Raw genomic sequence first — 21242 nt, 5'->3', positions numbered from 1 at the left:
ATCACACCTCGATGTGGGAACCCATGATGACCGTGCGGTCGCGGGGCAGGCTGAAGTATTCCGCGGCGTCGGCGGTGATGTAGGAGGTGGCCACGAACAGGCGCTTGCGCCACGTCGCCATCGTGGGGGTGCGGCCGATGCGCAGCTCGATCTTCGACAGGAAGTACGACGCCTGGTCCAGCTGGAGGTCACCCTCGGTGGTGCCGGGCTCCAGCAGGCGCAGTGCGGCCGGCACGTCCGGGGTCTCCATATATCCGAAGCGGGCGATCACGTGCACGATGCCGTCGTCGGCGTAGCCCAGGTCGTCGATGGTGATCCGGTTCTCCGGGGCCACCCGCGGGATCGGCTGGGTCTCCAGCGACATGATGATGACGTGCTCGTGGCGTACGTGGTTGTGCTCGACGTTCGCCCGCATGGCCAGCGGGGCGGTCAGCTTGCCCCGGTTGAGGAAGACCGCCGTTCCGGGCACGGTCTGCGTCATCGACCGCTTCTCGTGCAGGTCGGCGATGAACTCCCGCAGCGAGCCCTCACGCCGGTTGCGCTCGGCCGTCACGATGCGGCGGCCGGCCTGCCACGTGGTCATCAGCGTGAACGCGGTCAGCGCGATCAGCAGCGGCAGCCACGCGCCGTGCGCCAGCTTCGTCAGGTTCGCCGCCACGAAGAGCAGGTCCACGGCCAGGAGCACGCCGGCGCCGGCCCCGATCAGCCACAGCGGGGCCGCCCGCCGGGTGCCGGCCACGTAAAAGAACAACAGCGTCGTGATGGTGATCGTGCCGGTGGCCGCCATGCCGTACGCGTAAGCCAGAGCGGCCGAACTGCGGAACGCGAAGACCAGGGTGAGCACGGTGACCATCAGCAGCCAGTTGATCCACGGCACGTAGATCTGACCGACCGACGACTCCGACGTGTGCGCGATCCGCAGGCGCGGCAGATAGCCGAGCTGCGCCGCCTGCGAGGCCACCGAATACGCCCCGGTGATCACCGCCTGCGAGGCGATGACGGTCGCGGCCGTGGCCAGCAGCACCAGGGGAAGACGGCCCCACTCGGGCACGAGCAGGAAGAACGGGCTGCTGATGTTCGCCTGGTCCTTGAGCACCAACGCGCCCTGCCCGAGATAGCTGAGGGTGAGGGCGGGCAGCACGAGGAACAGCCAGCCCCGCGTGATGGCCTTGCGGCCGAAGTGGCCCATGTCGGCGTACAGGGCCTCGGCCCCGGTCACCGCGAGCACGATCGCGGCCAGGGCGAAGAAGGCGATGTGGAAATGCCCGGAGAGGAAGCCCAGGGCGTACGCCGGTGACAGCGCCTTGAGAATCTCGGGGTTCTCGACGACGCCGCTCACCCCGAACCCGCCGATCACGGTGAACCAGATGATCATGACGGGTCCGAACACGCGGCCGACCGCGGCGGTGCCCCGGCGTTGCACGAGGAACAGCACCACGATGATGACGGCGGTGATCGGCACGACCGCCCCGCCCAGCGACGGTTCGACGGTCTTGAGACCCTCGACAGCGGAAAGCACCGAGATGGCCGGCGTGATCATGCTGTCGCCGAAGAACAGGGACGCGCCGAAAACGCCCAGCCCGGCGAGGATCACGGCAGCCTTGCGCCCCTGCTGCGCGCCGCTGCGGCGCAACAACGCGATGAGGGCCAGAATGCCGCCCTCGCCATCGTTGTCGACGCGCAGAGCCAGCAGCACGTAGGTGACGGTCACGATGATCATCACGGACCAGAAGATGAGCGACACGACGCCGTACACGTTGTAGTCGCTGACCGGCACCGGATGCGGATCCTCAGGATTGAAGACGGTCTGCAGCGCGTAGATCGGGCTCGTGCCGATGTCGCCGAACACCACACCGAGCGCGCCGACCACGATGGCGAGCCGCGCGCTGTCATGGGAGTTAGCGGACACGGGGCGCTCCTCAGGACCGTTGATACCGAGCGCGACGATACCGGTCGCCACCACTCGCCCGACCCGAATCGTGATCGCCCTCGCACCACCTAGAGCATCCTAGGAACCTGGGTCACTTCGGTGGGGCGGCGCGAGCGAGCAACACTTCTGGTCGTGCCCGACGATCACCCTCGCCCGCCCGGCTATCACCGCACACCAGCCACGGACCTCGCCGACGCCCGCCCGCCGGAGTCCGCCCCGTCCGCCGCCCCGGCATCCACGAGCGGCCCAGCATCTACGAGCGGCTCAGCATCCACGAGCGGCTCAGCGTCCGCGAGCGGCCAGGCGGAAACCGGCGGAAGCGACCTGGGCTCTGCGAGCAGCCCGGCCAAAGCCGGTGGAAGCGGCCCAGCATCCGGAAGCGGCCCGGCCAAAGCCAGCGGAAGCGGCCCGGGGTCTGCGATCGGCAGTGCATCCGCGAACGGCCGGGCGGACGCCAGCGGGAGCGGCCGGGCGGACGCCGGCGGAAGCGGCTCGGCGAACGGGTCCGGCTCGGCTCGGGCCGTTCTATATACGGATGACGACGGGCGGCCGGTCACCGACGCCGCCGTGCTTGCTCGGATTCGGGCGCTGAAGCTGCCGCCCGGCTGGCACGACGTGTGGGTGGCGGCCGACCCCGGCGCGAAGGTGCAGGCCGTGGGCACCGACGCCGCCGGCCGTACTCAGTACCGCTACAGCGCCGCCTGGACCGAGGCCCGCGCCACCGACAAGTTCGCCCACCTGCCGGATTTCGCGGGCGCTCTCCCCCAGCTCCGCGACCACGTCGGCGCCGAGCTGGGCACCGGTCCGCGCGGCAAGCGCGCGCTCGACCGCGACCGGGTGCTGAGCATCGCCGCCCGCCTGCTCGACCTCGGCTTCTTCCGGGTCGGTTCGGAACGCTATGCCCGCGACAACGAGACGTACGGCCTGACGACCCTCCACCGCGACCATGTCCGCGTCACGAGGGACGCCGTGCACTTCGACTACATCGCCAAGGAACACAAGCACCGCGTCGCCGAGGTCACCGATCCCGCCGTGGCCGCCTGGGTCCGCCGGCTGATCACCCGCGACGACGCCGGCGCCGAGTTCCTCGCCTGGCAGCGCGCCGACGGCTCCTGGCAGCCGGTGCACAGCGCCCACGTCAACGCCTACATCCACGCGCACACCGGCATAGACGCCACCGCGAAGCAGTTCCGCACGTGGGCCGGCACCGTGCTCGCCGCGGCCGCCCTGGGCGGCGCCCATCACGATCACAAGGCCAGATCGAAGACCTTGGCCGCCGTACGGGCTACGAGCGCCCTTCTCGGCAACACCCCCGCCGTGGCCCGCGCTTCCTACATCCATCCGGCGGTGCTGACCGCCTACGAGGAGGGCCGCACCATCGCCCCCGCCATCGCCGAGGCCGCCGCCCGCCTGAACGACGACCGCCTCCCCGTGGTGTGGCGCGACCCGGCGGTGCAGAGCGCCGCCGCCCAACTGATCAGCGACGCCGTCGTCGCCCGCCCGCCGGCGGATTGAGAGCCTCAGTCGACGGGTCGAGGGATTCGGCCGGCGGGTCGGGGCGGGGACTCCAAGCGAAAGCCAAGGCGCTACCGATCAGGCCCAGCAGCATCCCCACGAGGAAGCCGCCCAAGTTCGAGGTCAGCCATGAACCCAGGCTCAAGCCGGCCGCCACCAGGGAGTAGAACAGGCGCTGGGCCGGGCTGAACAGCAGCAGCAGGCCGCACAACAGCAGGACCATCGGCACCAGGAAGCCGGCCAGTCCCTGCATACCGACGTGGATGACGACCGGCAGCGGGGCCTTGACCGAGATCAGGATCTCGGCGCCGGCCAGGGTGACCAGCAAGCCGCCCCAGAAGGGGCGGGCGTGCCGCCATCGGGAGAAGGACGACCGCCCGCCCATCGTCAGCAGCCGTCGCCGGTGAAGGCCATCCGCAGATGCGGCAGCGTGAACCGGGCCGCCGTGGTGGCGTAGTTGTTCTGCCGCAGGTTCGCGATGGACACGGTGTCGGCCTGTTGTCCGAAAACGCCCTCGCCGCCGGTGATCTTTCCGCCGTTGCGCCGGTCGTTCACCTTGTCGAAGGTGCTCGCATCCTGACCGATATCGATGTTCTTGAAGTCGGCCTCGCCGGATATCTGGTCGGAGTCGACGACCAGACTGTCGGCCTTGACCGGCGTGCCGTTGTCGCCGGCGGTGATTTTCAGATGCATGCCGCCGAGGGAGACGCTCTGGCACAGTTTGGTCAGTTCGGCCTTGTCGATGGCCGAGACGATGACGACGACCTGGCCGCCGGTGTCACCGGCGTTGGGGCTGTCCTCGATCATGTTGTCCAGCGCCGCGAACTGCTCGAACCCGGTCCCTTGGAGCTGGGTGGCGGTGACCGTGAACGGCATTCCGGAGATCGAGAAGTTCGCCGCCAGCACGCCCTGCGCGGTCATCGCCACCAGGCCCGCGGCCATCGCCGCGGTGATGCCGAACATCGCGCCGAAACGCTTCCAGCTTGTTTCTCTCCTGCTTCTCATCGGCAACTCCTAGATCGACAAATCGCGATTTAACATCGTCGAGCGTCAATGTCGATTGGCCGAAGTTACTCCCGGGTAGCGGACCGGTCAAGTCGTACGGCCCCGGATCGCAGGTCGTGCTTTGTTACGTCCCGGTTGCCTTGACGTTACGTACGCCCGGGTCTATAAACCGACAAGTCGAGCGTCAACGTCGGTACCTGCGCTTATCCGAATCTTTGAGGAGAGAAGCCATGCGCGCGTACCGAACCATCATCGTGTTCACCGCGGTCGCGGCCACGGTAGGCCTGGGCGCCACCCCGGCCGTGGCCGACGCCTCCGCCGTGCTGACCGTCGGCGAGGCCGGCGGCGCCGCGGTCGCCGTCGGTGACGTCCTGACCGCCTCGGTCGCCACCGGCACGACGGCCGACTTCACCACCACCGCCGGCGGCACCACCGGCATCAAGTGCGCCGAGTCGGCCTTCACGGCGACGGTCGTGGACAACCCGGAGGCGCCGGGCGTCGCCACCGAGTCGGTCACCTCGCACACGTTCGCCACCTGCACGGCGAACATCTTCGGCGTGACCCGGGTGAACAGCGTGACGGTGAACAACACGCCGTTCGCCACCACCGTCGACAGCGCCACCGGCGCCGTCACGGTGAGCGGCACCGACACCGCACCGATCCAGACGACGCTGAGCCTGGGCACCATCCTCGGCTCGGTCACCTGCGTCTACCGGGCCGACGGCAACGCCATCACCGGTGTCTCGGCCAACGAGGACAACTCGATCACCTTCACCCAGCAGCCCTTCACGAAGTCGTCGGGCCCGGTCACCTGCCCCGGCGCCGGCTTCTTCACCGCCCGCTACGCCCCGGTCCTGGACAGCACCGTCGAGGGCACCCCGGCCGTCTTCACCAACTGACGACGGGCGCTCGCCGGGCACCCGAAATGCGCCCGGCGAGCGGCCGTCACCGGCAAGTAGCTCAGCTCCATCTGACGGTGGCCCGGCCGCGCCAGGCGTCCAGCGCGCCGAGGTCGCCGTCGGCGGTGAGCTTCTCCGGGCCGATCCGGTTCCACAGCAGCAGGTAGAGGTCGGTAGCGGTACCCGACAGGGCCAGCGTGGCCGGGGCGGCGCCGTCGGTCACGTGCAGGCCGGTGGCGTCCATGTGGATCGTCCAGGCCGCCTCGACGTCGGTGGCCGACACCGTGATGGTGATCGGCGGGTCGGAGGCCAGGCGTTCGGGGCGGCGGGCGAAGAAACCGCGCAGCAGCTCCTCGATGCCGTCGGCCGCGAACGCCGGGGGCCAGGCCGGCTGGGAGCCGGCGGCGGATTCGACGTCGGCGCGGTGGACGGCCGTCTCGTGGGCCTGGCGGCGGGCCCAGAAGCCCAGCGGGGACGGCGCCGGCAGGAAGCTCCAGCACGCGAGCGCGGGGTCGGCGGCGGCCAGCGTGCCGACCAGGGCGCGGTGGCCGGAGCGGTACCAGTCGATCAGCTCGTCGTCGTCGACGTGGGTGAAGAAGCGGGTGTCCTCGTCCGGGCCGACCGGGCGGGCGCGGCGCTCCGCGACATGGGCGGCGGCCCAACGATGGACGCCGCCGAGGTGCAGCAGCACGTCGCGGACCCGCCAGCCGGGGCACCGCGGGACCACGGCGTCGAGGCCGGCCCGGCCGGCGGCCTCGGCCACCACCCGTCCGTCGTGACGGAGAGCCTTCAGGTGCTCGTCGATGCGCATGCCGCGATGATGCCAGCCGCCGTGTCAGAGGGCGCGGTAGATTTCGTCGATGCGGTCGCGGACCGGGCCGGGCCCGGTCACCTGCTCGCCCGCGCGGTCGCGGAGCTTCTCGAAGGCTGTCATGTCGGCCCGGGCCGCTTCGAGGTCGCCCAGCTCGACGTGGATGGCGGCGCGGCGGGTCAGGGCCCGGACCATGGCGCCCACGTTCTCCACCTGGCCGGCGCGGAGCTCGATCTCCCGGGTGGCCGCCCGCAGGGCCTCGGGCCAGCGCCGGGCGGACGCCTCGATGTCCGACAGGACCTGCTGGGCGGTGGCCTCGGCGAAGCCGGCGATGGGTGGCGGCGGGGCGGTGGCCGGGTCGGCCACCGTGGTGATGATCTCGCGGTAGATGGCCGCCGCCTCTTCGGGGCGGCCCATGTCGGCCAGGACGTTCGCCCACATGAGCAGGCCGTTCGGTACGCCTTCGCGGTCACCGGCGGCGCGGAAGCCGGCCACCGCCTGGCTGATCAGCTCGACCGCCTCCGGGCGGCGCTTGTGCAGCTGGAGCGACCAGGCCACGTAGTACCGGGCCCACGCGGTCTGCCGGAGGTCGCCGGCCCGGAGGGCCGCGTCCAGGCCGCGCCGCGCGTGCTCGAGCGCCTCGTCGATCCGGTGCTGCACGACGACGTACACCCAGACCAGATAGCCCTCGTGGACGGCGCGCAAGCGGTCGTCGCCGAGCGTCTCGGCGGCCGCGCACGACAGGCTGAAGACGTCCTCCCAGCCGGGCCAGGCGAACCAGCTGTCGGAGTACCAGTGCAGGGACTCGGCCACCTCGATGACCCGCTCGCCGGCGGCCGCGCGCAGGGCGGCCAGCCAGTTGTCCGACTCGGCCCGCAGCCAGTCGCTCGCGCTCGCCGCCGAGCTGAACGTGACGATCTCGGTCGTGCCGGCGCGGTCCGGGCCGAAGTCGGGTTCGAAGTGCCGCCCGGCCACCACCGCGGTGCTCAGCAGCCATGCGTCGCGGCGCGCGACCAGGGCCGCCCGGGCGTCCGGGCCCTCGTCGCGGTCGAGGGCCTCCGAGGCGTACGACCGGAGAAGGTCGTGGAACTCCAAGCGCCCGTCGGGACGCTGTTGCAACAGGCTGAGGTCGACCAGGTCGTCGAGGGCGTCCTCGGTGTCCAGCAGCGGCTCCCCGGCCAGCACGGCGGCCAGCTCCGGGCCGGTCGACGCCCCCGGCACGAGGGCGAGCCGGCGGAACAGGCGCCGGGCCTCGGGCGACAGCTGCTGGTATGACAGGTCGATCGCGGCCGTGACCTGCGGATCGGCGGTGGTGAGGCGGGCGATCAGGTCGTCCGCCGTCCAGTCGGGGCGGCTGGCGAGCCGGGTGCCGGCGATGCGCAGCGCCAGCGGGAAGTGCACACAGAGCTCGGCGATGCGTTCCAGTTGGTCCTGAGGAGCCGCGATGATGCCGCCGAGCAGGGCCACCGACTCGGCCGAGGGCAGGGGGCCGAGCCGGATCCGGTGAACGTCCTCGAGGCCGCCCAGCGATCGGCGGCTGGTCACCAGGACGGTCGCCGGGCCGTCGTGCGACGGCAGGACGGGGCGCACCTGGCCCTCGCCGATGGCGTTGTCGAGCACGACGACCAGGCTCCGGCCGCGGATCAGGGTCTGCCACAGGGCCGCGGCCTCGTCGGTGTCGGCCGGTATCGACCGCCGGCCGGGATCGAGCGCGCGGATCAGCTGGCCCAGCACGGCCGCCGCGGTCAGCGGGGTGTCGAGGCCGCGCAGGTCGGCGAAGAGCCGCTGCTCGGCCGGGTGGGCGGCGGCGGCCCGGACGGCGAACGTGGTCTTGCCGACCCCGGCCTCGCCGCTGACGACCACGACCGGCCGGCCCTCGATCTGGGCCAGCTCACGGGCGCGCCCGGTGAAATCGGCCACCGGCGGCGGGAACTGGCCCACGGCCCCGCCGCGACCGGCCCGGGCCGCGGCGAGCAGCGTCTCCCGCTCGTCACCGGCCAGGCCGAGCCCATCGGCCAGGGCGCCGACCGTGCGGGCGCGGGGCCGCAGGCTCACCCCGCGCTCCATGTCGCTGATGGCCCGGTCGGTGACGCCGGACGCCTCGGCCAGTTGCTCCAGGGTCAGGCCGGCGCCGGTGCGCAGCCGGCGTACCAGCGGCCCGAACGACTCCATGATCCATTTTTACCGGGTCGGCGCCGTGCCGGGTGGTGTCGCGGGCTTCTTCGGCGCGACCGGGCGCTGCACGCCGATGACCTTGCGGCTGACCGGGGTCTTGAACTGGACCTTGGGCTTGCCCTTCATGTAATCGTGCATGGTGTCGATGACCGCGGCGTTGACCAGGGCGTGCGACATCCGGTCGTTGTGGTTCTGCCAGTCGGGGTCGACCATATAGCCGGCCACCACGATCGACGTGGTGCCGATGATCAGCGAGGCCGTCTTGTCGTGGTCGGTGGTGCCGGTCTTGCCGAAGATCGGGTGGCCGATCTCGGAGTGGGCGCCCGGCGCCGTGCCCGAGGTGTCGCACCGGCCCATCTGAGCCGAGTCGCCGACCGGGCAGCGGGCCGCGTCCAGCGCCGCCCGGGCCACGTCCGGCCGGGTGGCCTGGGTGCAGGAGGGCTTGCCGACGTCGAGCTTCTCGTTGTGCCGGGTGGTGATCTGCTGGACCGGAGTGGGCGTGCAGTACATGCCGTCGCCGGCCAGTGTGGCGTAGGCGTTGGCCATGTCCAGCGGCGTCGAGGCCGAGACGCCCAGCGTGAAGGCGCCCCAGGTCCGGGCCGACGAGGGCTGGGCGTACGAGGCGTCCTGCGCGTTGCGGAACTGCACGCCGAACCGCTTGGCCACGCCGACGACCTTGTCCGCGCCGACCCGCTCCTCCAGCGGCACGAAGTACGTGTTCACCGACTTGCCGAAGCCGGACCACATGTCGAACACGCCCTTCTCGCTGGCCGAGGCGTTGCGCGGGCACCAGTCGCTGGTGCCGGCGCAGGCCGAGGGCGAGCCCTTGGCGACCGGATAGTGCGAGTGGTACTGCGCCGGCGAGTCGATCGGGTAGCTCAGCGTGTAGCCCCGTTCCAGGGCGGCCACCATGGTGAACATCTTGAAGACCGAGCCGGCCTGGTAGCCCTGGATGTCGCCGCCGCCGCTGATCAGCGGGTTGGTGGTGTTCGGGTACGAGCCGTGGATGCCCTTGGCCCGCAGCGCCGGGTCCGGTGACAGCGGGTTGGCGCCGGTCGTGTCCAGCTTGTAGCGGCGGTTGGCCGCCATCACCCGCACCTTGCCGCTGCCGGGCTCGACGCCGGCCAGCAGGATCGCGTTGCGGCTGGTGTCGGGGACGTTCTGCCCGACCCGCTTGCGGGCGGCGTCCTGTGCCTTGACGTCCAGGGACGTGACGACGCGGTAGCCGCCGCTCTTGAGGCGCCGCTCACGTTCGTACGACGTCGCTCCGAACGCCTCCTGCCCCAGCCACCAGCGGTAGAAATAGTCGCAGAAGAAGCCCCAGTTGTTCTTCGCGACCGAGACGCAGCCGTTGCCGATCGGCTTGGTCTTGCGGGGAATCGCCTCTTTGGCGGCCTTGTCGGCCTCGGCCTGGGTGATCGAGCCGAGCGACACCATGCCGGGCAGGATGTAGTTGTTGCGACGGTCCTTGATCTGCGTGTAACCGCTCGGGACGGTCGGGTTGAAGCTGGTCGGGGCCTTGACCATGCCGGCCAGCATCGCGGCCTGGCCGATCGTCAGGTCCTTGGGCCGCTTGTTGAAGTAGATCTGGCTGGCCGCGTAGACCCCGTAGGCCTGGTTGCCGAACGGCGCGATGTTCAGGTAGCGCTCCAGGATCTGGTCCTTGGTGAGCTCCTTCTCCACCTGCAGCGCGTACTTCATCTCGGTGAGCTTGCGCTTCGGGGTGTCCTTGGTCGCGTCGACGACCTCCTGCGGGCTCGTCGCCGAGTAGGCCAGCGACAAGCGGACGTACTGCATGGTCAGGGTCGAGGCGCCCTGCTGGGAGTTGCCGCCGGAGTTGCTGACGGCGGCCCGGGCCACGCCCTTGAGGTCGACGCCGTGGTGGTGGTAGAAGTTCCGGTCCTCGGCGGCCACGATCGCGTCGACCATGTGCTTCGAGATGTCCTTGATCGGGACGTCGCTGCGGAACTCGTCGTAGAACTGCGCGATCTCGGTCTTGCCGTCGCTGGCGTAGACGCGGGAGATCTGCGGCGAGCTGAAATCCTTCAGCTCGCTGGGCAGGCTGGCGAACGTCTCCTCGCCGGCCTTGGCGGCCAGGCCCGACACGGCCGCGGCGGGGAAAGCCGCCGCGGCCAGCACCAGGCCACCGAGCAGGCCGCAGATGAGCAGGGTCGCCGCATTCGCGACAGGATGGTGGTCGCGTTTGCGCACGGGGTGTCTCCTTGCTGCGCCCGGGGGCGGTCTCGCTCGAACTAGAGGGCCGGCAGGGTTTCTCCGGCCAGCAGCTTCTTGCCGGCTGCGATCTTGGCATCGTACGGGGTCTTCAAATGCCACAGCTCGGCGAGCTTGGCCGCGTCCTCGCCGTCGTAGCCCTTCTTGAAGAAAGCCTCGACCTGAGCGATCTCGGCCTTCTGCTTCTGGGCGGCCTTGACGTTGGCCGGCTTGGGCTTGACCGGCAGCTCCTGCCCGGCGAGCAGCCGCTTGCCGGCCTCGAGCTTCGCCGACGGCGCGTCCTTGAGGTTCCACAGGCCGGCCAGCTTCTCGGCGTCGGCCCACACGTAGCCGGCGTCGAAGAACGCCGAGAACTGCTTGGCCTGCTCGGGCGTGGTGTCGTCCTCGGGGATCACGTCCTTGTGGGGCGAGACCGGGAGGGTCTCGCCGAGCAGCAGGCGGCGGCCGGCCTCGGCCTTGACCGCGCCCGGGTTGTTGACGTCCAGGCGCCAGATCTTGGCCAGCTTCTCGGCGTCGCCGAGGCCGTAGCCGGCGTTCGCGTAGGCCTCCCAGCGCTGCTGGAGCTCGGCGTCGGTCGGACCGGTCGAGGCCGAGGCGAGCGGGGCGGCCGCCACCGGGATGCCGGCCGCGGTGCCGCTCGAGCTGCCGGGCAGGAACGCGGGCAGATTCACGGCGCCGGCGATGAGCCCGGCGCCGAGGACGCCGCCGGCCGCGATCTGCGCGCCCCGCCGGCGGCGCTTGTAGCGGCCGGAGAGCTCGACCACACGGGCGTAGACGGCGGAGGGGTCGGGGGTGTTGTGCTCATGCTCCGCGAATACTTCACGCAGCTGGTCGGGGTGCTGCTCAGTCACGACTTCTCCTCGGCGGGAATGCGTTCCACAAGCTCCGGCTCCAGCCGGAGCGTCTTCAGCGACTTCGACGCGAGTCCTCGCACGGCCGGCCGGGTGCTGCCCAGCCAGTCGGCGATCTGGCCGTCGTCCAGCTGCTCGTAGTAGCGCAGCACCAGCACGGCCCGCTGCTTACGGCCGAGGCCGGCCAGGCGCTCCCAGAGGCCGTCGGGCACACCGCCCTGGACGTCACGGAGGCGGCGGACCGCCCAGAAGCGCCGCCAGGACAGGTACTCGTTGAGCACCATGCGCCGGACGTGCGCCTCCAGGTCTTCCGTCTCGCTGATCCGCCGCCAGCGGGCCTGCACCCGGGCCAGAACCTCCTGGACTATGTCCTGTGCGAGATCGCGGTCGCCGGTGAGGACGACCGCGAAACGCAGGAGGCTGGGCAGCCGGGCCATCGCGAATTGCTCGAAGGTCACGCCACTAGGACGGGCCTCGCCGCGCCGCTGTGCAGTCCGATCAAGAAGTTTTTTCGGCCAGCGCGACCCGCACCGCTTCCTCGATCTGTTTGTTCACCGACGCACGCCGGCGGCGCCGTCGCCACCGGACCAAGGCCAGGGTGAGTACGCCGATGAGCACCACCACGAGCTGCGGGAACGGCACAGTCCAGGCGCTTGTGGTCACGGCCACCACCGGCGCGCCGAAGACGTCACCCGGCCGGGTCGGCACCATTTTCAGCTGAATTTTGGCTTTCGTACGGAACGTGGGCCACACCCCGTCGACGTCGGCCTGGAACGTCAGCTTGCCGCCGGGTAACAGCTCCGGCATCGGGGGCAGCGTGATCTCCCGGCCCGGGAAGGACGTGGCCACCACCTGCTCGGCGCCCATCCGGACGTTGCCGGTGTTGGTGACCGTGTAGGTGACGTGCAGCCGGCCCGGCCCGAACGGGTTGAGATTCCCGGCGTACGACGTCGTCAGCCCGGAGACGTCGAGTTGTGGCTGGAGCGGGCCGCTCACCCGGACGTACATCCTCGTGCCCAGCCGGCGATCGACGGTGACGGCCCGATCCGGACCGTCGAGCGAGACGTACGACGTGACGATGCCGCCGGTGTGGTCGCCGCTCTCCGCCTTGGCCGGCACGGTCATGGCGAACGGGACGTCGACGAACTTCTGGGCCGGCACCTCGATCTTCGTCTTTCCGAGCGACACCCACGAGCCGGTGTCGGTGGGCTCGGTGCCGGCCGGCAGCAGGTCGAGCGCGCCGCTCGAGGTCGTGAGCGCGTCACTGGCGTACACGGTCAGGGAAAGCGGTTTGCCGCCGTAGTTGCGGACCCGGATGCTGTCGGTCACCTTCTGGCCGGGCCGCAGGTCGTAGACGAAGTTGGGGCGGTCCGGCTTGCCGGTGACCGGGGCCGGGCGCACCGACCAGGTGAGCGTGTCGGCGGACGCCGCCGCGCCCGGCACGAGGCCGGACACGACGGCGAGCACCACTACCAAGGCGCGGAACAGGCGCATGTCAGGACAGCGCGGTCAGGGTGAGCGTGGTCGCGTACGTGCCGGCCGCGGTGGTCACGGGCAGGCGCAGGTCGACCCCCGCACCCAGCACCGCTGTGCCCTTGGCGTGGCCGTCGGAGGCGTATCCCAAAGTCGCCGAAGCACCCAGGCCCTCGCCGTCCCCGGCCGTGACCGGCGCGCCCGCCTGCGCCCCGGCCCCCGCGGTGACCACCGACGGGCTCCAGCCGAGATAGCGCGCCGGCAGGCCGCCGGTGAACGCGCCCGCCACACCGGAGACCGACCAGGCCGGCCCGCCGGCGCGGGTGTCGGTCACCTTGACCGGCTTGAGCTCGCCGGTCGACTGGAGATAGTCGCCCCTGTTCAGCGCGGTCGACAGCGTGACCGTGCGGTCACTGGCGTCGATGGTCCAGATGAACTCACCCGGCTCCCCGGTCTGCTCCGGGACGTCGACGATGATCTCCTGCGAGCCGCCGGGCTGCTCGCCGGTCAGCGTCACCGGCGCCCAGGCGTCGAGCGAGCGGTTGTCGAACGTGTCGGTCCAGGACGAGATGTCGGTGAGGCGCAGGAACGAGCCGATGCCGTACGAGTGACCGGCCTGAAGCTTCCCGGCCGGCACCTTGAGGCCGACCGTGAAGGTGCCGCCGCTGGTGACCATCGGATCGTGGTAGATCTGGCCGCTCGACGTGTCGGGCGAGGTGGCGATCCAGCTCCGGGTGCCGGTCTTCCCGGGCTGCCAGGTCCCGGCGTCGAAGAGACCCAGGTCCAGCGAGTACGTCAAGGTCGAGCTGGCCCAGTCGGGAACGGCGAAGCCGGCGCCGACGATGGTCAGATTCGTGTCCTTGGCGGGGTCGATGGGCGCCTCGGGCAGGACCACGAGCTGCGGCTTGCCGGTCGAGGCGACCACGCGGAAGGTGAACGCCTCCGACGCCGTCCGGGCGCCTTCGACGTTGACGGCGACGACGCGGCCCTTCACCCCGTCGGCGCCGGCCGGAACGGCGGCGATCGTGAGGCCGCTGGTCGTCGCGGTCACGCCCGACCAGTTCTTCCAGGTGGCGCCCCCGTCGTCGCTGCGCTCCAGCGTGATGGTGCCGACGGCCGGGTTGCCGGTGACCTCGTACGAAACGCTGGCCTGGTTGCCGGCCACGGCGGCGACGTTGCCGGGCTGCCGGGTGAAGGTGGGCACGGTGTACGGGGCGGTGGTGAGCCGCAGCGCGGTCGAGACGGCCTGCCCGTCGCTGTTGGTGGCGACGACGCGGACGTACTTGCCGTTCCACTCGTTCGTCAGGGTGGGGATGGTGAGCGTCTCGGCGGTGGCGCCGTCGATCGCGGTCCACGGGCCGGCGGCCGAGGGCGCCTGCTCCCAGCGGATACCGGCGTCACCGTCGACGTCGGCGGTGACGGTCAGGTCACGCCCCTCGACGTACGGCTGAGCGGCGGCGGTCGACGGGTTGGCCAGGATGACCGGGACGTCCTTGACGTCCGGGGCGGCGGTGAAGCCGACGGTCAGATCCAGCGGGGGCTTGTCGGCGTCGCCGGCCAGGCCGCTGCTGAGCCAGTAGGTCGACAGGCCCGTCTCGTACTGGAAGTCGACGAAGGACTCGGGCCACGAACCCCAGCCCGGCTCGGCCTTCTTGACGGCGTCGGCGATGGCGGAGGTGGTGGAGCGTTTGCCGTCGACCAGCGGGAAGTAGTCGACACCGGAGTACGCCGGCGAGATCTGCACGCCGCCGTCGGTGAGCCGCACCTGGTCGAAGGTGGCGACGGTGACCGTGCGGGCCGCGATCGGCTCCTTCTCCCCCGGGTTGTCCCGGTTCGAGCCCATGCCGCCGCTGGTCGCGGTGAGGGTGCCGGTGCCGTCGGCGGCGACGGTCAGTGTCGGGTCCTTGACGTACCAGGTGACCATGCCGGCGTAAGCGTTGGCGGTGAAGGATCCGGTCCAGTGGAGGGTGGCCTCACCGGTGACGGGGTTGGCGGTGCCGGTGCCCTCGGTGAACAGGGCCCGCTGGTTGAGCTGGGTGCCCGAGCCCGGGATGCACTTGGTGGCGTCGGAGATGCCCTGGGCGGTGCCGTCGGGCTTGCGGTGGATGATCCGCACGTTGCCCTGCTGCCCGGCGAAGGCCTCCTGGGTGCCGGCGGAGAAGAAGTTGCAGCCGGTGTTGGCCGGGTTGCCGCCCTGGTAGATGGCGTTGACGCCCCATTCGAAGCTGGCGTGCGCGACCGGGTCGAGGCTGCCGCCGCCGGTGGTCACGCTGAGCGTGGCGGTGGCGCTGGGGGTCCGCGGCCCGTACGCGTTGCCGACAAGCACCCGGAACCGCGCGCCGTCGTCGGCCGGGGTGGTCTTGAACGTGTAGTCCGGGGCCGTGGCCTTGGTGATGTCGGCCCAGGTGGTTCCGGTCGCCCGCTGCCACTGATAGGTCTGCGGCGCGGTGCCACCGGCGGTCACGGTGAACTTCGCGTTCTGGTACGCCTGCACGCTCGCGTCGTGCGGTGCCTCGACAACAGTGGCGGCGACCGGCGTGACGGTCAGCTTCGCCTCATCGGAGCGGTGCTGCACGTACGTCGCGTCGAAGATCCGCACCGAGTAGGTGGCGCCGTTGTCGGCGTAGCTCGCGGTGAAGGTCAGCGTCGCGGCGTTGCCGGCGGGCACGGCCCGGGTGCCGCTCACATCCGTGCGGTACCAGGTGTAGAGCACCGCGCCTGGATAGGCCGCGGTGAAGGTCACCGCACTGCCGTCGGGTGCGGTCTGCGGTTGGGGCTGCACTGTGAACCCGGCATCGGCGGTGGCGGTCACCGGCGCTGCCGCTGCGGCCGCCTTCGTCAGCGGGGCGGCGCCGGCGGTCACCAGCACAGCGGTCAGGGTCGCGAGCGCGTAGGTCGCGCGGTTGCGTATAAATCGGGAACGCACCATCAAGTCCGCTCGTCATAGGAAATGTCAGGCGAGCGAGATCCTATGTGCTGCCGAGTTAGGTTAGCCTTACCTATGAGGAAGGCAACAGTCGGGGAGGCGAACCTCGAAGCGGCAGCCACCCGTGACGTTGTGTGCCCGCACCCGGCCGCCGTGCGCCTCCACCAGCCCGCGCACGATGGCCAGGCCCAGCCCACCCCCGCCGGCGGTCTGCGGGGTGCGGGCGCGGGTGCCGCGGAAGGCGACGTCGAAGACGCGCGGCAGGTCGTCCTCCGGAATGCCGCCGCAGCTGTCCGACACGGCGAACCAGACGTCGCCGCCGTCGCGCCCGGCGTCGATGTGGACGGTGCCGTCGGCCGGGGTGTAGCGCACCGAGTTCGTGAGCAGGTTGTCGATGATCCGGTTGAGCTCGGCCGCGCCCGCGGTGACCACCGGCCAGTCGTGCCCGGAGGCGACCACCCGGATCCCCCGGCTGCCGGCCAGCGGGGCGATCGCGGCCACCGCGTCCGAGACGACGTCGGCCAACGGCAGGTCGGCCGGGGTGAGCCGCAGCGCGCCGGCGTGGATGCGGGAGAGCTCGAAGAGGTCGTCGACCAGGCCGCTCATCCGGTCGGTCTCGGCGCCGATGCGCCGGTGATATTCCGCGACCGTCGCCGGGTCGGCGACGACGCCGTCCTGCAGCGCCTCGGTCATGGCCCGCAGCCCCGCGAGGGGGGTGCGCAGGTCGTGCGACACCCAGGCGACCAGGTCGCGCCGGCCGGCCTCCATCCGCCGCTCCCGCTCGCGGGCCTGGGCCGCCCACACCGCGGCGGCGGCCAGCCGGCGCCCGAAGACGGCGCCCAGGGCGAGGCTGACCACCGCCGACGCGGCCACGGTGACCAGGACGACCTGCATGTCGTGGGCGGAGAGGAACATGGCCCGGGCGACGGTGACCACCCCGGCCACCACCGCGGCCACGGTGATGGCGAGCAGCACGCACACGTGCACGGCGATCGACCGGCCGCGCAGCGCCCGCAACGCCGCGGCCCCGAGCAGCCCGACGGCCGCGCCCGCGCTCAGCGAGTAGAGGCCGATCAGCAGGATGTCACGCATGGCCGGCCGGCTCGTACCGGTAGCCCACGCCCCAGACGGTCAGCAACCGCGCCGGCGCCGCCGGATCGGCCTCGATCTTCTCGCGCAGCCGGCGCACGTGCACGGTGACCGTCGACTGGTCGCCGAACTGCCAGCCCCACACCTGGTCGAGCAGCTGAGCCCGGGAGAAGGCCCGGGCCGGGTGCCGCAGCAGGAACTCCAGCAGGTCGAACTCGCGCACGGTCAGCGCGAGCGGCCGCCCGGCCAGCTCGGCCGTGCGCCGCCCGGTGTCGGCGACCAGGTCGCCGTCGCGCAGCAGGGCCGGCCGCGGCGGGGCCTGCGGCGAGGTGCGGCGCAGCACCGAACGGACCCGCAGCACCAGCTCGCGCGGGCTGAACGGCTTGGTCACGTAGTCGTCGGCGCCGACCTCGAGGCCGAGCACCCGGTCGCTCTCCTCACCCAGCGCCGTCAGCATGACCACCGGCAGCCCCGGCTGTTCGGCGCGCAGCCGCCGGCACACGTCGAGCCCGTCGACACCGCCCAGCATCAGGTCGAGCACGACGAGGTCGGGCCGTTCGGCGTCGACGGCGGCCAGCGCGGCCAGCCCGTCGGCGGCCAGCCGCACCCGGCAGCCGTCCTGCTCGAGATAGCGTCGCACGACATCGCTGACGGTCGGGTCGTCGTCGACGACCAGCACCTGGTGGGTCACGTCTCGGAGGCTACCCAGGCACGCGCCCGCGGCGCGCGTTCCGCCACCTTTCGATTCCCTTACGGCACACGGCGCTCACCACGAGGATCACGAGCAGCCCCCGGAGGTACGGGCCGTCGAGCGGCCCGATCGCCAGCGGCAGGGCGACGACACCGGCGGCCAGACCCACCAGGCCCACCGCCCGGGCCGTGGCCCGCCAGCCCGGCGGGACGACCCGGTCGATCAGCGCGCCGGCGGCCAGCACGAGCGGCAGGAACACGGCGTCGTGCAGCACGAGCACGGCGGCCAGGAAGATCAGCACGCCGGCCCGGTCCACGTCCGGGCTCACCACGGCGCCGATCAGCGCGTACGCCATGACCAGCACCCCGCCGGCGACCAGCACGCGCCTCACGGGGCTCTCCGCACGGTGATCCGTGCGACCCACTTGGTCTGCAGGACGCCGGGCCGGTTGGGCGCGATGAGCCGAGCCGGGAACCCGTGGTCGAGGTGCAGGGGTTCCCGGCCGAGCCGCAGCGCGATCAGCGTGCGGTCGTCGGCCAGATGCGGCCCGGCCACCACCGACGTCCGATAGCGGCCACCCGCCTGCAACGACTCGACCTCGGCCTCGGCACCGGTGAGGTCCTCCCCGAGCAGGGCGGCCAGGTCGCGCAGGCGCACGCCGGACCAGGTGGCGGTCGAGCTCCAGCCCTCCACGCAGGCGATCGGCAGCACCGCGGTGTGCTGCGGCATCGCGGCCAGGTCGGCCGGACCGAGCGCGACCTCACGGCCGAAGCCGGCGACGACGAGGCGGTAGGCCGGGTCGAGAGCGGCGTCGCGAACCCCGGCCGCGGCGGCCGTCCGGTTGACCGGCAGGCCCTGCGGCCCGTCACCGGGGCGGCGGGGCGCGAGGACGCTGACCGCGGCGAACGGCCGTACGGTCTGACCGATCGTCGCGAGGGTGATGGCCCCGGCCGCCGCGGCGACCCCGGTCAGCACCCGCCTCCGGCCGATCGCCACGCCCACCGGATCCGAGGGCCGCCGCAGGGCCGCGCGGACCACGGGCAGCTGGACGCCGATATGTGTGAGGAGGGCGCCGATCGCCAGCCAGGCGACCCAGTAGTGGGCGGTGGTGAAGAAGAACGGCATCGGCGTGTACCAGCGGGCCGTGTTGAGCACGCCGCTGACCACTTGGAACAGCGCCGCCGCGACCAGCACGGCGACGCTTGCCCGCTCGGCCGCGTGGACCAGGCCGCGCACCGGCGGCCAGACGAACAGCCGGCGGTAGACCGACCAGAGCTTCGCCCCGAGCAGCGGCACGGTGGCCAGCCCGGTCGCCACATGCAGCCCTTGCGTGAACCGATAGAGCCCGGCCGGCCGCGACGGCCACCAGAACCAGCCCGGCGGATGCTGGATGAGGTGGCTCAGCAGCCCGGTGACGAAGCAGACCCCGAAGGCGGCACCGAGCGCGACGCCGAGCAGGCTGGTCAGCCGGCGGTCGCGCGGCGGGGCGGCGGAGGTGGGCCAGGTCAGGATCCGCCTCAGGCGTGAGTCAGCGTCGCGAACCATCGGCCCGCCTCCGTCCAGTTGTCCCGAACCGTCAGCCCCGCCTCGCGTGCCGGCGGCGCGAGCTCGTCGGCGGCCACTTGAGCCCACCGCAGCGGCGCGCGCGGCCCGCCGTCCGGGTCGTGCAGGGTCGCCGTCCCCGCCCAGCTGCCGGTGCCGGGAGCCTCCACCTCGGCGTGCACCTGACCGTGCGGCGCGAGCAGCTCACGGCAGCGGCGCAGCAGGGCGGCCGGATCGCCGCCGATACCGACGTTGCCGTCGGCGAGCAGCAGGTGCTCCCAGCGCCCGTGCCCGGGCACGGAGGCGAAGACGTCCCGCCGCAGGGCCAGGGCACCCCGTTCCCGGGCCAGGCGCACGGCGGCCGCGCTGACGTCGATACCCAGCGCCGCCCGCCCCCGCGAGAGCAGAGCGCTGGTGAGCCGCCCCGGTCCACATCCGACGTCGAGCGTGGCCCCGGAGCACCGATCGAGCAGCCCGCCGTCGCCGTCCCGCGCTTCCCCGCACCACCCGGCGGCGTCGACCCGATGCTCCCGCCCGTGCACGTCGCGCAGGGCCAGCGTCGCGTCCTGCCCGGCCGTGGCCCGGGCCAGGGCCCGCTCGTAGAGCCCGAGAGCGGCCCGTTCCACCGTCACGCAGTCGGCCGGCGCCGCGATCACCGCCGCCTCCCCGGGCCGGCTTCATGTCCGGAGGCGCCGCCGAGGATCCGGGCGACCGCGGAGGGGAAGTGAGCGTCCGCGGGACAGGCGGCGGCCACCTCGCGGGCGTCGGTGCCGGTGTCGACGTCGCGCAGTGGGGGCAGGAGGAACGGGTGGACGCCCCGGGCCCGCAGGGCGGCCGACGTCCGGTCGCCGGTGGACGGGGTGGACATCGGGACGTTCGGCAACACCTGGGCGTCGTGGGGGTTGCTCAGGCCCAGGGCCCACCAACCGCCGTCGAGGGCCGGGCCCAGGACGGCGCCGGTGCGGGTCAGTGCCTCGGCCGCCCCGGCCAGCTGGGTGGTGGTGAGCTGGGGGGTGTCCATGCCGATCAGCAGCGTGGGCACGCCGGGGAGGGCGGTGTCGGTGAAGGCGTACGCCAGTCTCTCGCCCAGACCCTCGCCGCGCTGCGCCACCCGTGACCAGCCGGGCGGGAGGGGATACGAGCCTTCGAGCGCGGCTGTCCGCCGTACCACCGGAACCTGGCTCGCCGTGGCGAGAGTGTCGGCGAGCGCGGCCTCGGCGAGGGCGGCCGCCTCGTCCGGCGTGCAGGGTGGGCAGAGGCGGGTCTTCACGCGGCCGGGCACCGGCGCCTTCGCCATCACGAGGAGCTGGATCATCGGGCCAGCACCGCCCGCATGTCGTGGATCGCCCGCATGGTGCCGCGGACGGTTCCGGTCACCTTCGAGCGGGTGCCCGCGGCGCGTGGGTGGTACGCGACGTCGAGCTCACGCACCCGCCAACCGGCCCGGGAGGCGGCCAGCAGCAGCTCCAGCGGATAGCCGAAACGCCGGTCCCGCAGGTCGAGGGCGACCAGCGCGTCGCGGCGGGCGGCCCGGATCGGCGCGATGTCGTGCACGGGCAGGCCGGTGGCCCGGCGCACCCGGCGCGCGACGACCGCGTTGCCGAGGCGTGCGTGCACCGGCCAGGCCCGCGGTCCGGTCGGGCGGCGGCGGCCGCACACGAGGTCGGCCTCGCCGTCGCGCACCGGGGCGGCCAGCCGGGGCAGGTCGGCCGGATCGAACGAGCCGTCGGCGTCGAGCACGCACACCACGCCGTCGTCCGGGTCGGCGGCGAGGATGCCGGCGTGCACCGCGGCCCCGTACCCCCGCCTCGGCACCTCGACCACCAGAGCCCCGCGGCGGCGGGCCACGGCGCGGGAGCCGTCGGTCGAGCCGTTGTCGGCGAGGATCGGCCGGAAGCCGTCCGGCATCCGGTCCAGCAGCCACGGCAGGGCGGCGGCCTCGTTGAGGCAGGGCAACACCACATCGGTCATGAAGGCGAAGTTATGCCTGGTCAGGAGGGCAGGATCTTACAGAACGCGAACGTCGCGGCCAGACCTTACGAACCGCTGACGGATCGGGCCGGTACGCCGCACGAGGCCGTCGGCGGGCCTACGGTCGCCGGC

The 21242-nt window shown here is 72.1% G+C and carries 19 protein-coding genes; 2 read left to right on the top strand and 17 right to left on the bottom strand.

What is annotated here, in order from left to right:
• Position 1: 1 nt before the first annotated feature.
• A complete protein-coding gene (locus ACQP2X_RS15585) occupies positions 2 to 1909 on the bottom strand; it encodes a potassium transporter Kup (RefSeq protein WP_498697584.1) in 1908 nt (635 codons plus the stop codon).
• A gap of 588 nt (positions 1910 to 2497) precedes the next feature.
• Between ACQP2X_RS15585 and ACQP2X_RS15580 the strand changes: the two genes are divergently transcribed.
• Positions 2498 to 3445 carry a DNA topoisomerase IB gene (locus ACQP2X_RS15580; RefSeq protein ID WP_498697582.1) on the top strand — a complete coding sequence of 316 codons (948 nt, stop codon included), beginning with the start codon at positions 2498 to 2500 and terminating at the stop codon, positions 3443 to 3445.
• On the opposite strand, the gene ACQP2X_RS15575 is transcribed toward ACQP2X_RS15580, so the two are convergent.
• Together ACQP2X_RS15575 and ACQP2X_RS15570 are read right to left on the bottom strand one after the other, a co-directional pair.
• Positions 3408 to 3830: a DUF6114 domain-containing protein gene (locus tag ACQP2X_RS15575; protein WP_498697579.1), complete on the bottom strand. Its 423-nt coding sequence runs from the start codon at positions 3828 to 3830 to the stop codon at positions 3408 to 3410. The two genes, ACQP2X_RS15580 and ACQP2X_RS15575, sit on opposite strands and share 38 nt — an antisense overlap.
• Positions 3831 to 3832: 2 nt before the next feature.
• Complete coding sequence (locus ACQP2X_RS15570; RefSeq protein WP_498697577.1) at positions 3833 to 4450, bottom strand: DUF6230 family protein; 618 nt, start codon at positions 4448 to 4450, stop codon at positions 3833 to 3835.
• Positions 4451 to 4680: 230 nt separating this feature from the next.
• Here ACQP2X_RS15570 and ACQP2X_RS15565 point away from each other — a divergent pair, with 230 nt between their 5' ends.
• A complete protein-coding gene (locus tag ACQP2X_RS15565; protein WP_498697574.1) occupies positions 4681 to 5349 on the top strand; it encodes a Tat pathway signal sequence domain protein in 669 nt (222 codons plus the stop codon).
• A 61-nt stretch (positions 5350 to 5410) separates the two neighbouring features.
• Here ACQP2X_RS15565 and ACQP2X_RS15560 read toward each other — a convergent pair whose 3' ends face one another.
• The 14 genes from ACQP2X_RS15560 to ACQP2X_RS15495 form a co-directional block, all read right to left on the bottom strand.
• Positions 5411 to 6160, bottom strand: a complete 750-nt coding sequence (locus ACQP2X_RS15560) for a maleylpyruvate isomerase family mycothiol-dependent enzyme (protein ID WP_498697573.1) — start codon at positions 6158 to 6160, stop codon at positions 5411 to 5413.
• 24 nt (positions 6161 to 6184) lie between these two features.
• Positions 6185 to 8332, bottom strand: a complete 2148-nt coding sequence (locus ACQP2X_RS15555; RefSeq protein WP_498697571.1) for a helix-turn-helix domain-containing protein — start codon at positions 8330 to 8332, stop codon at positions 6185 to 6187.
• A 9-nt stretch (positions 8333 to 8341) separates the two neighbouring features.
• Positions 8342 to 10546 carry a transglycosylase domain-containing protein gene (locus ACQP2X_RS15550; protein ID WP_498697570.1) on the bottom strand — a complete coding sequence of 735 codons (2205 nt, stop codon included), beginning with the start codon at positions 10544 to 10546 and terminating at the stop codon, positions 8342 to 8344.
• Positions 10547 to 10587: 41 nt separating this feature from the next.
• Positions 10588 to 11418: a hypothetical protein gene (locus ACQP2X_RS15545; protein WP_498697568.1), complete on the bottom strand. Its 831-nt coding sequence runs from the start codon at positions 11416 to 11418 to the stop codon at positions 10588 to 10590.
• Entirely contained in the window at positions 11415 to 11876 is a 462-nt protein-coding gene (locus tag ACQP2X_RS15540; protein WP_498697566.1) for a sigma factor-like helix-turn-helix DNA-binding protein, read from the bottom strand. The genes ACQP2X_RS15545 and ACQP2X_RS15540 overlap by 4 nt, the downstream gene beginning before the upstream one ends.
• 40 nt (positions 11877 to 11916) lie before the next feature.
• Positions 11917 to 12912 (bottom strand): WxL protein peptidoglycan domain-containing protein, encoded by a 996-nt coding sequence (locus ACQP2X_RS15535; protein WP_498697564.1) that lies wholly within the window; start codon positions 12910 to 12912, stop codon positions 11917 to 11919.
• 1 nt (position 12913) lies between these two features.
• Positions 12914 to 15760, bottom strand: coding sequence for a hypothetical protein (locus ACQP2X_RS15530; RefSeq protein ID WP_498697562.1), 2847 nt, complete (start codon positions 15758 to 15760; stop codon positions 12914 to 12916).
• Positions 15761 to 15886: 126 nt separating this feature from the next.
• The gene (locus tag ACQP2X_RS15525; RefSeq protein WP_498697560.1) at positions 15887 to 16909 is read right to left on the bottom strand and encodes a sensor histidine kinase; all 1023 of its coding nucleotides are present in this window, start codon (positions 16907 to 16909) and stop codon (positions 15887 to 15889) included.
• Complete coding sequence (locus ACQP2X_RS15520) at positions 16902 to 17597, bottom strand: response regulator transcription factor (protein WP_498697559.1); 696 nt, start codon at positions 17595 to 17597, stop codon at positions 16902 to 16904. Before ACQP2X_RS15520 ends, ACQP2X_RS15525 begins: the two co-directional genes overlap by 8 nt.
• Positions 17598 to 17607: 10 nt before the next feature.
• Positions 17608 to 17988, bottom strand: a complete 381-nt coding sequence (locus tag ACQP2X_RS15515; protein WP_498697556.1) for a hypothetical protein — start codon at positions 17986 to 17988, stop codon at positions 17608 to 17610.
• Positions 17985 to 19142 carry a molybdopterin-dependent oxidoreductase gene (locus tag ACQP2X_RS15510; RefSeq protein ID WP_498697555.1) on the bottom strand — a complete coding sequence of 386 codons (1158 nt, stop codon included), beginning with the start codon at positions 19140 to 19142 and terminating at the stop codon, positions 17985 to 17987. The genes ACQP2X_RS15515 and ACQP2X_RS15510 overlap by 4 nt, the downstream gene beginning before the upstream one ends.
• Complete coding sequence (locus ACQP2X_RS15505; RefSeq protein ID WP_498697553.1) at positions 19115 to 19795, bottom strand: class I SAM-dependent methyltransferase; 681 nt, start codon at positions 19793 to 19795, stop codon at positions 19115 to 19117. The genes ACQP2X_RS15510 and ACQP2X_RS15505 overlap by 28 nt, the downstream gene beginning before the upstream one ends.
• Positions 19792 to 20454 (bottom strand): TIGR04282 family arsenosugar biosynthesis glycosyltransferase, encoded by a 663-nt coding sequence (locus ACQP2X_RS15500; protein WP_498697550.1) that lies wholly within the window; start codon positions 20452 to 20454, stop codon positions 19792 to 19794. Before ACQP2X_RS15500 ends, ACQP2X_RS15505 begins: the two co-directional genes overlap by 4 nt.
• Positions 20451 to 21110, bottom strand: a complete 660-nt coding sequence (locus tag ACQP2X_RS15495; RefSeq protein ID WP_498697548.1) for a glycosyltransferase family 2 protein — start codon at positions 21108 to 21110, stop codon at positions 20451 to 20453. The genes ACQP2X_RS15500 and ACQP2X_RS15495 overlap by 4 nt, the downstream gene beginning before the upstream one ends.
• Between the last annotated feature and the right edge of the window lie 132 nt (positions 21111 to 21242).

This window comes from Actinoplanes sp. CA-131856, assembly GCF_050956135.1.
Taxonomy (GTDB): domain Bacteria; phylum Actinomycetota; class Actinomycetes; order Mycobacteriales; family Micromonosporaceae; genus Actinoplanes.
This window is presented reverse-complemented; position numbering and strand designations above follow the sequence as displayed.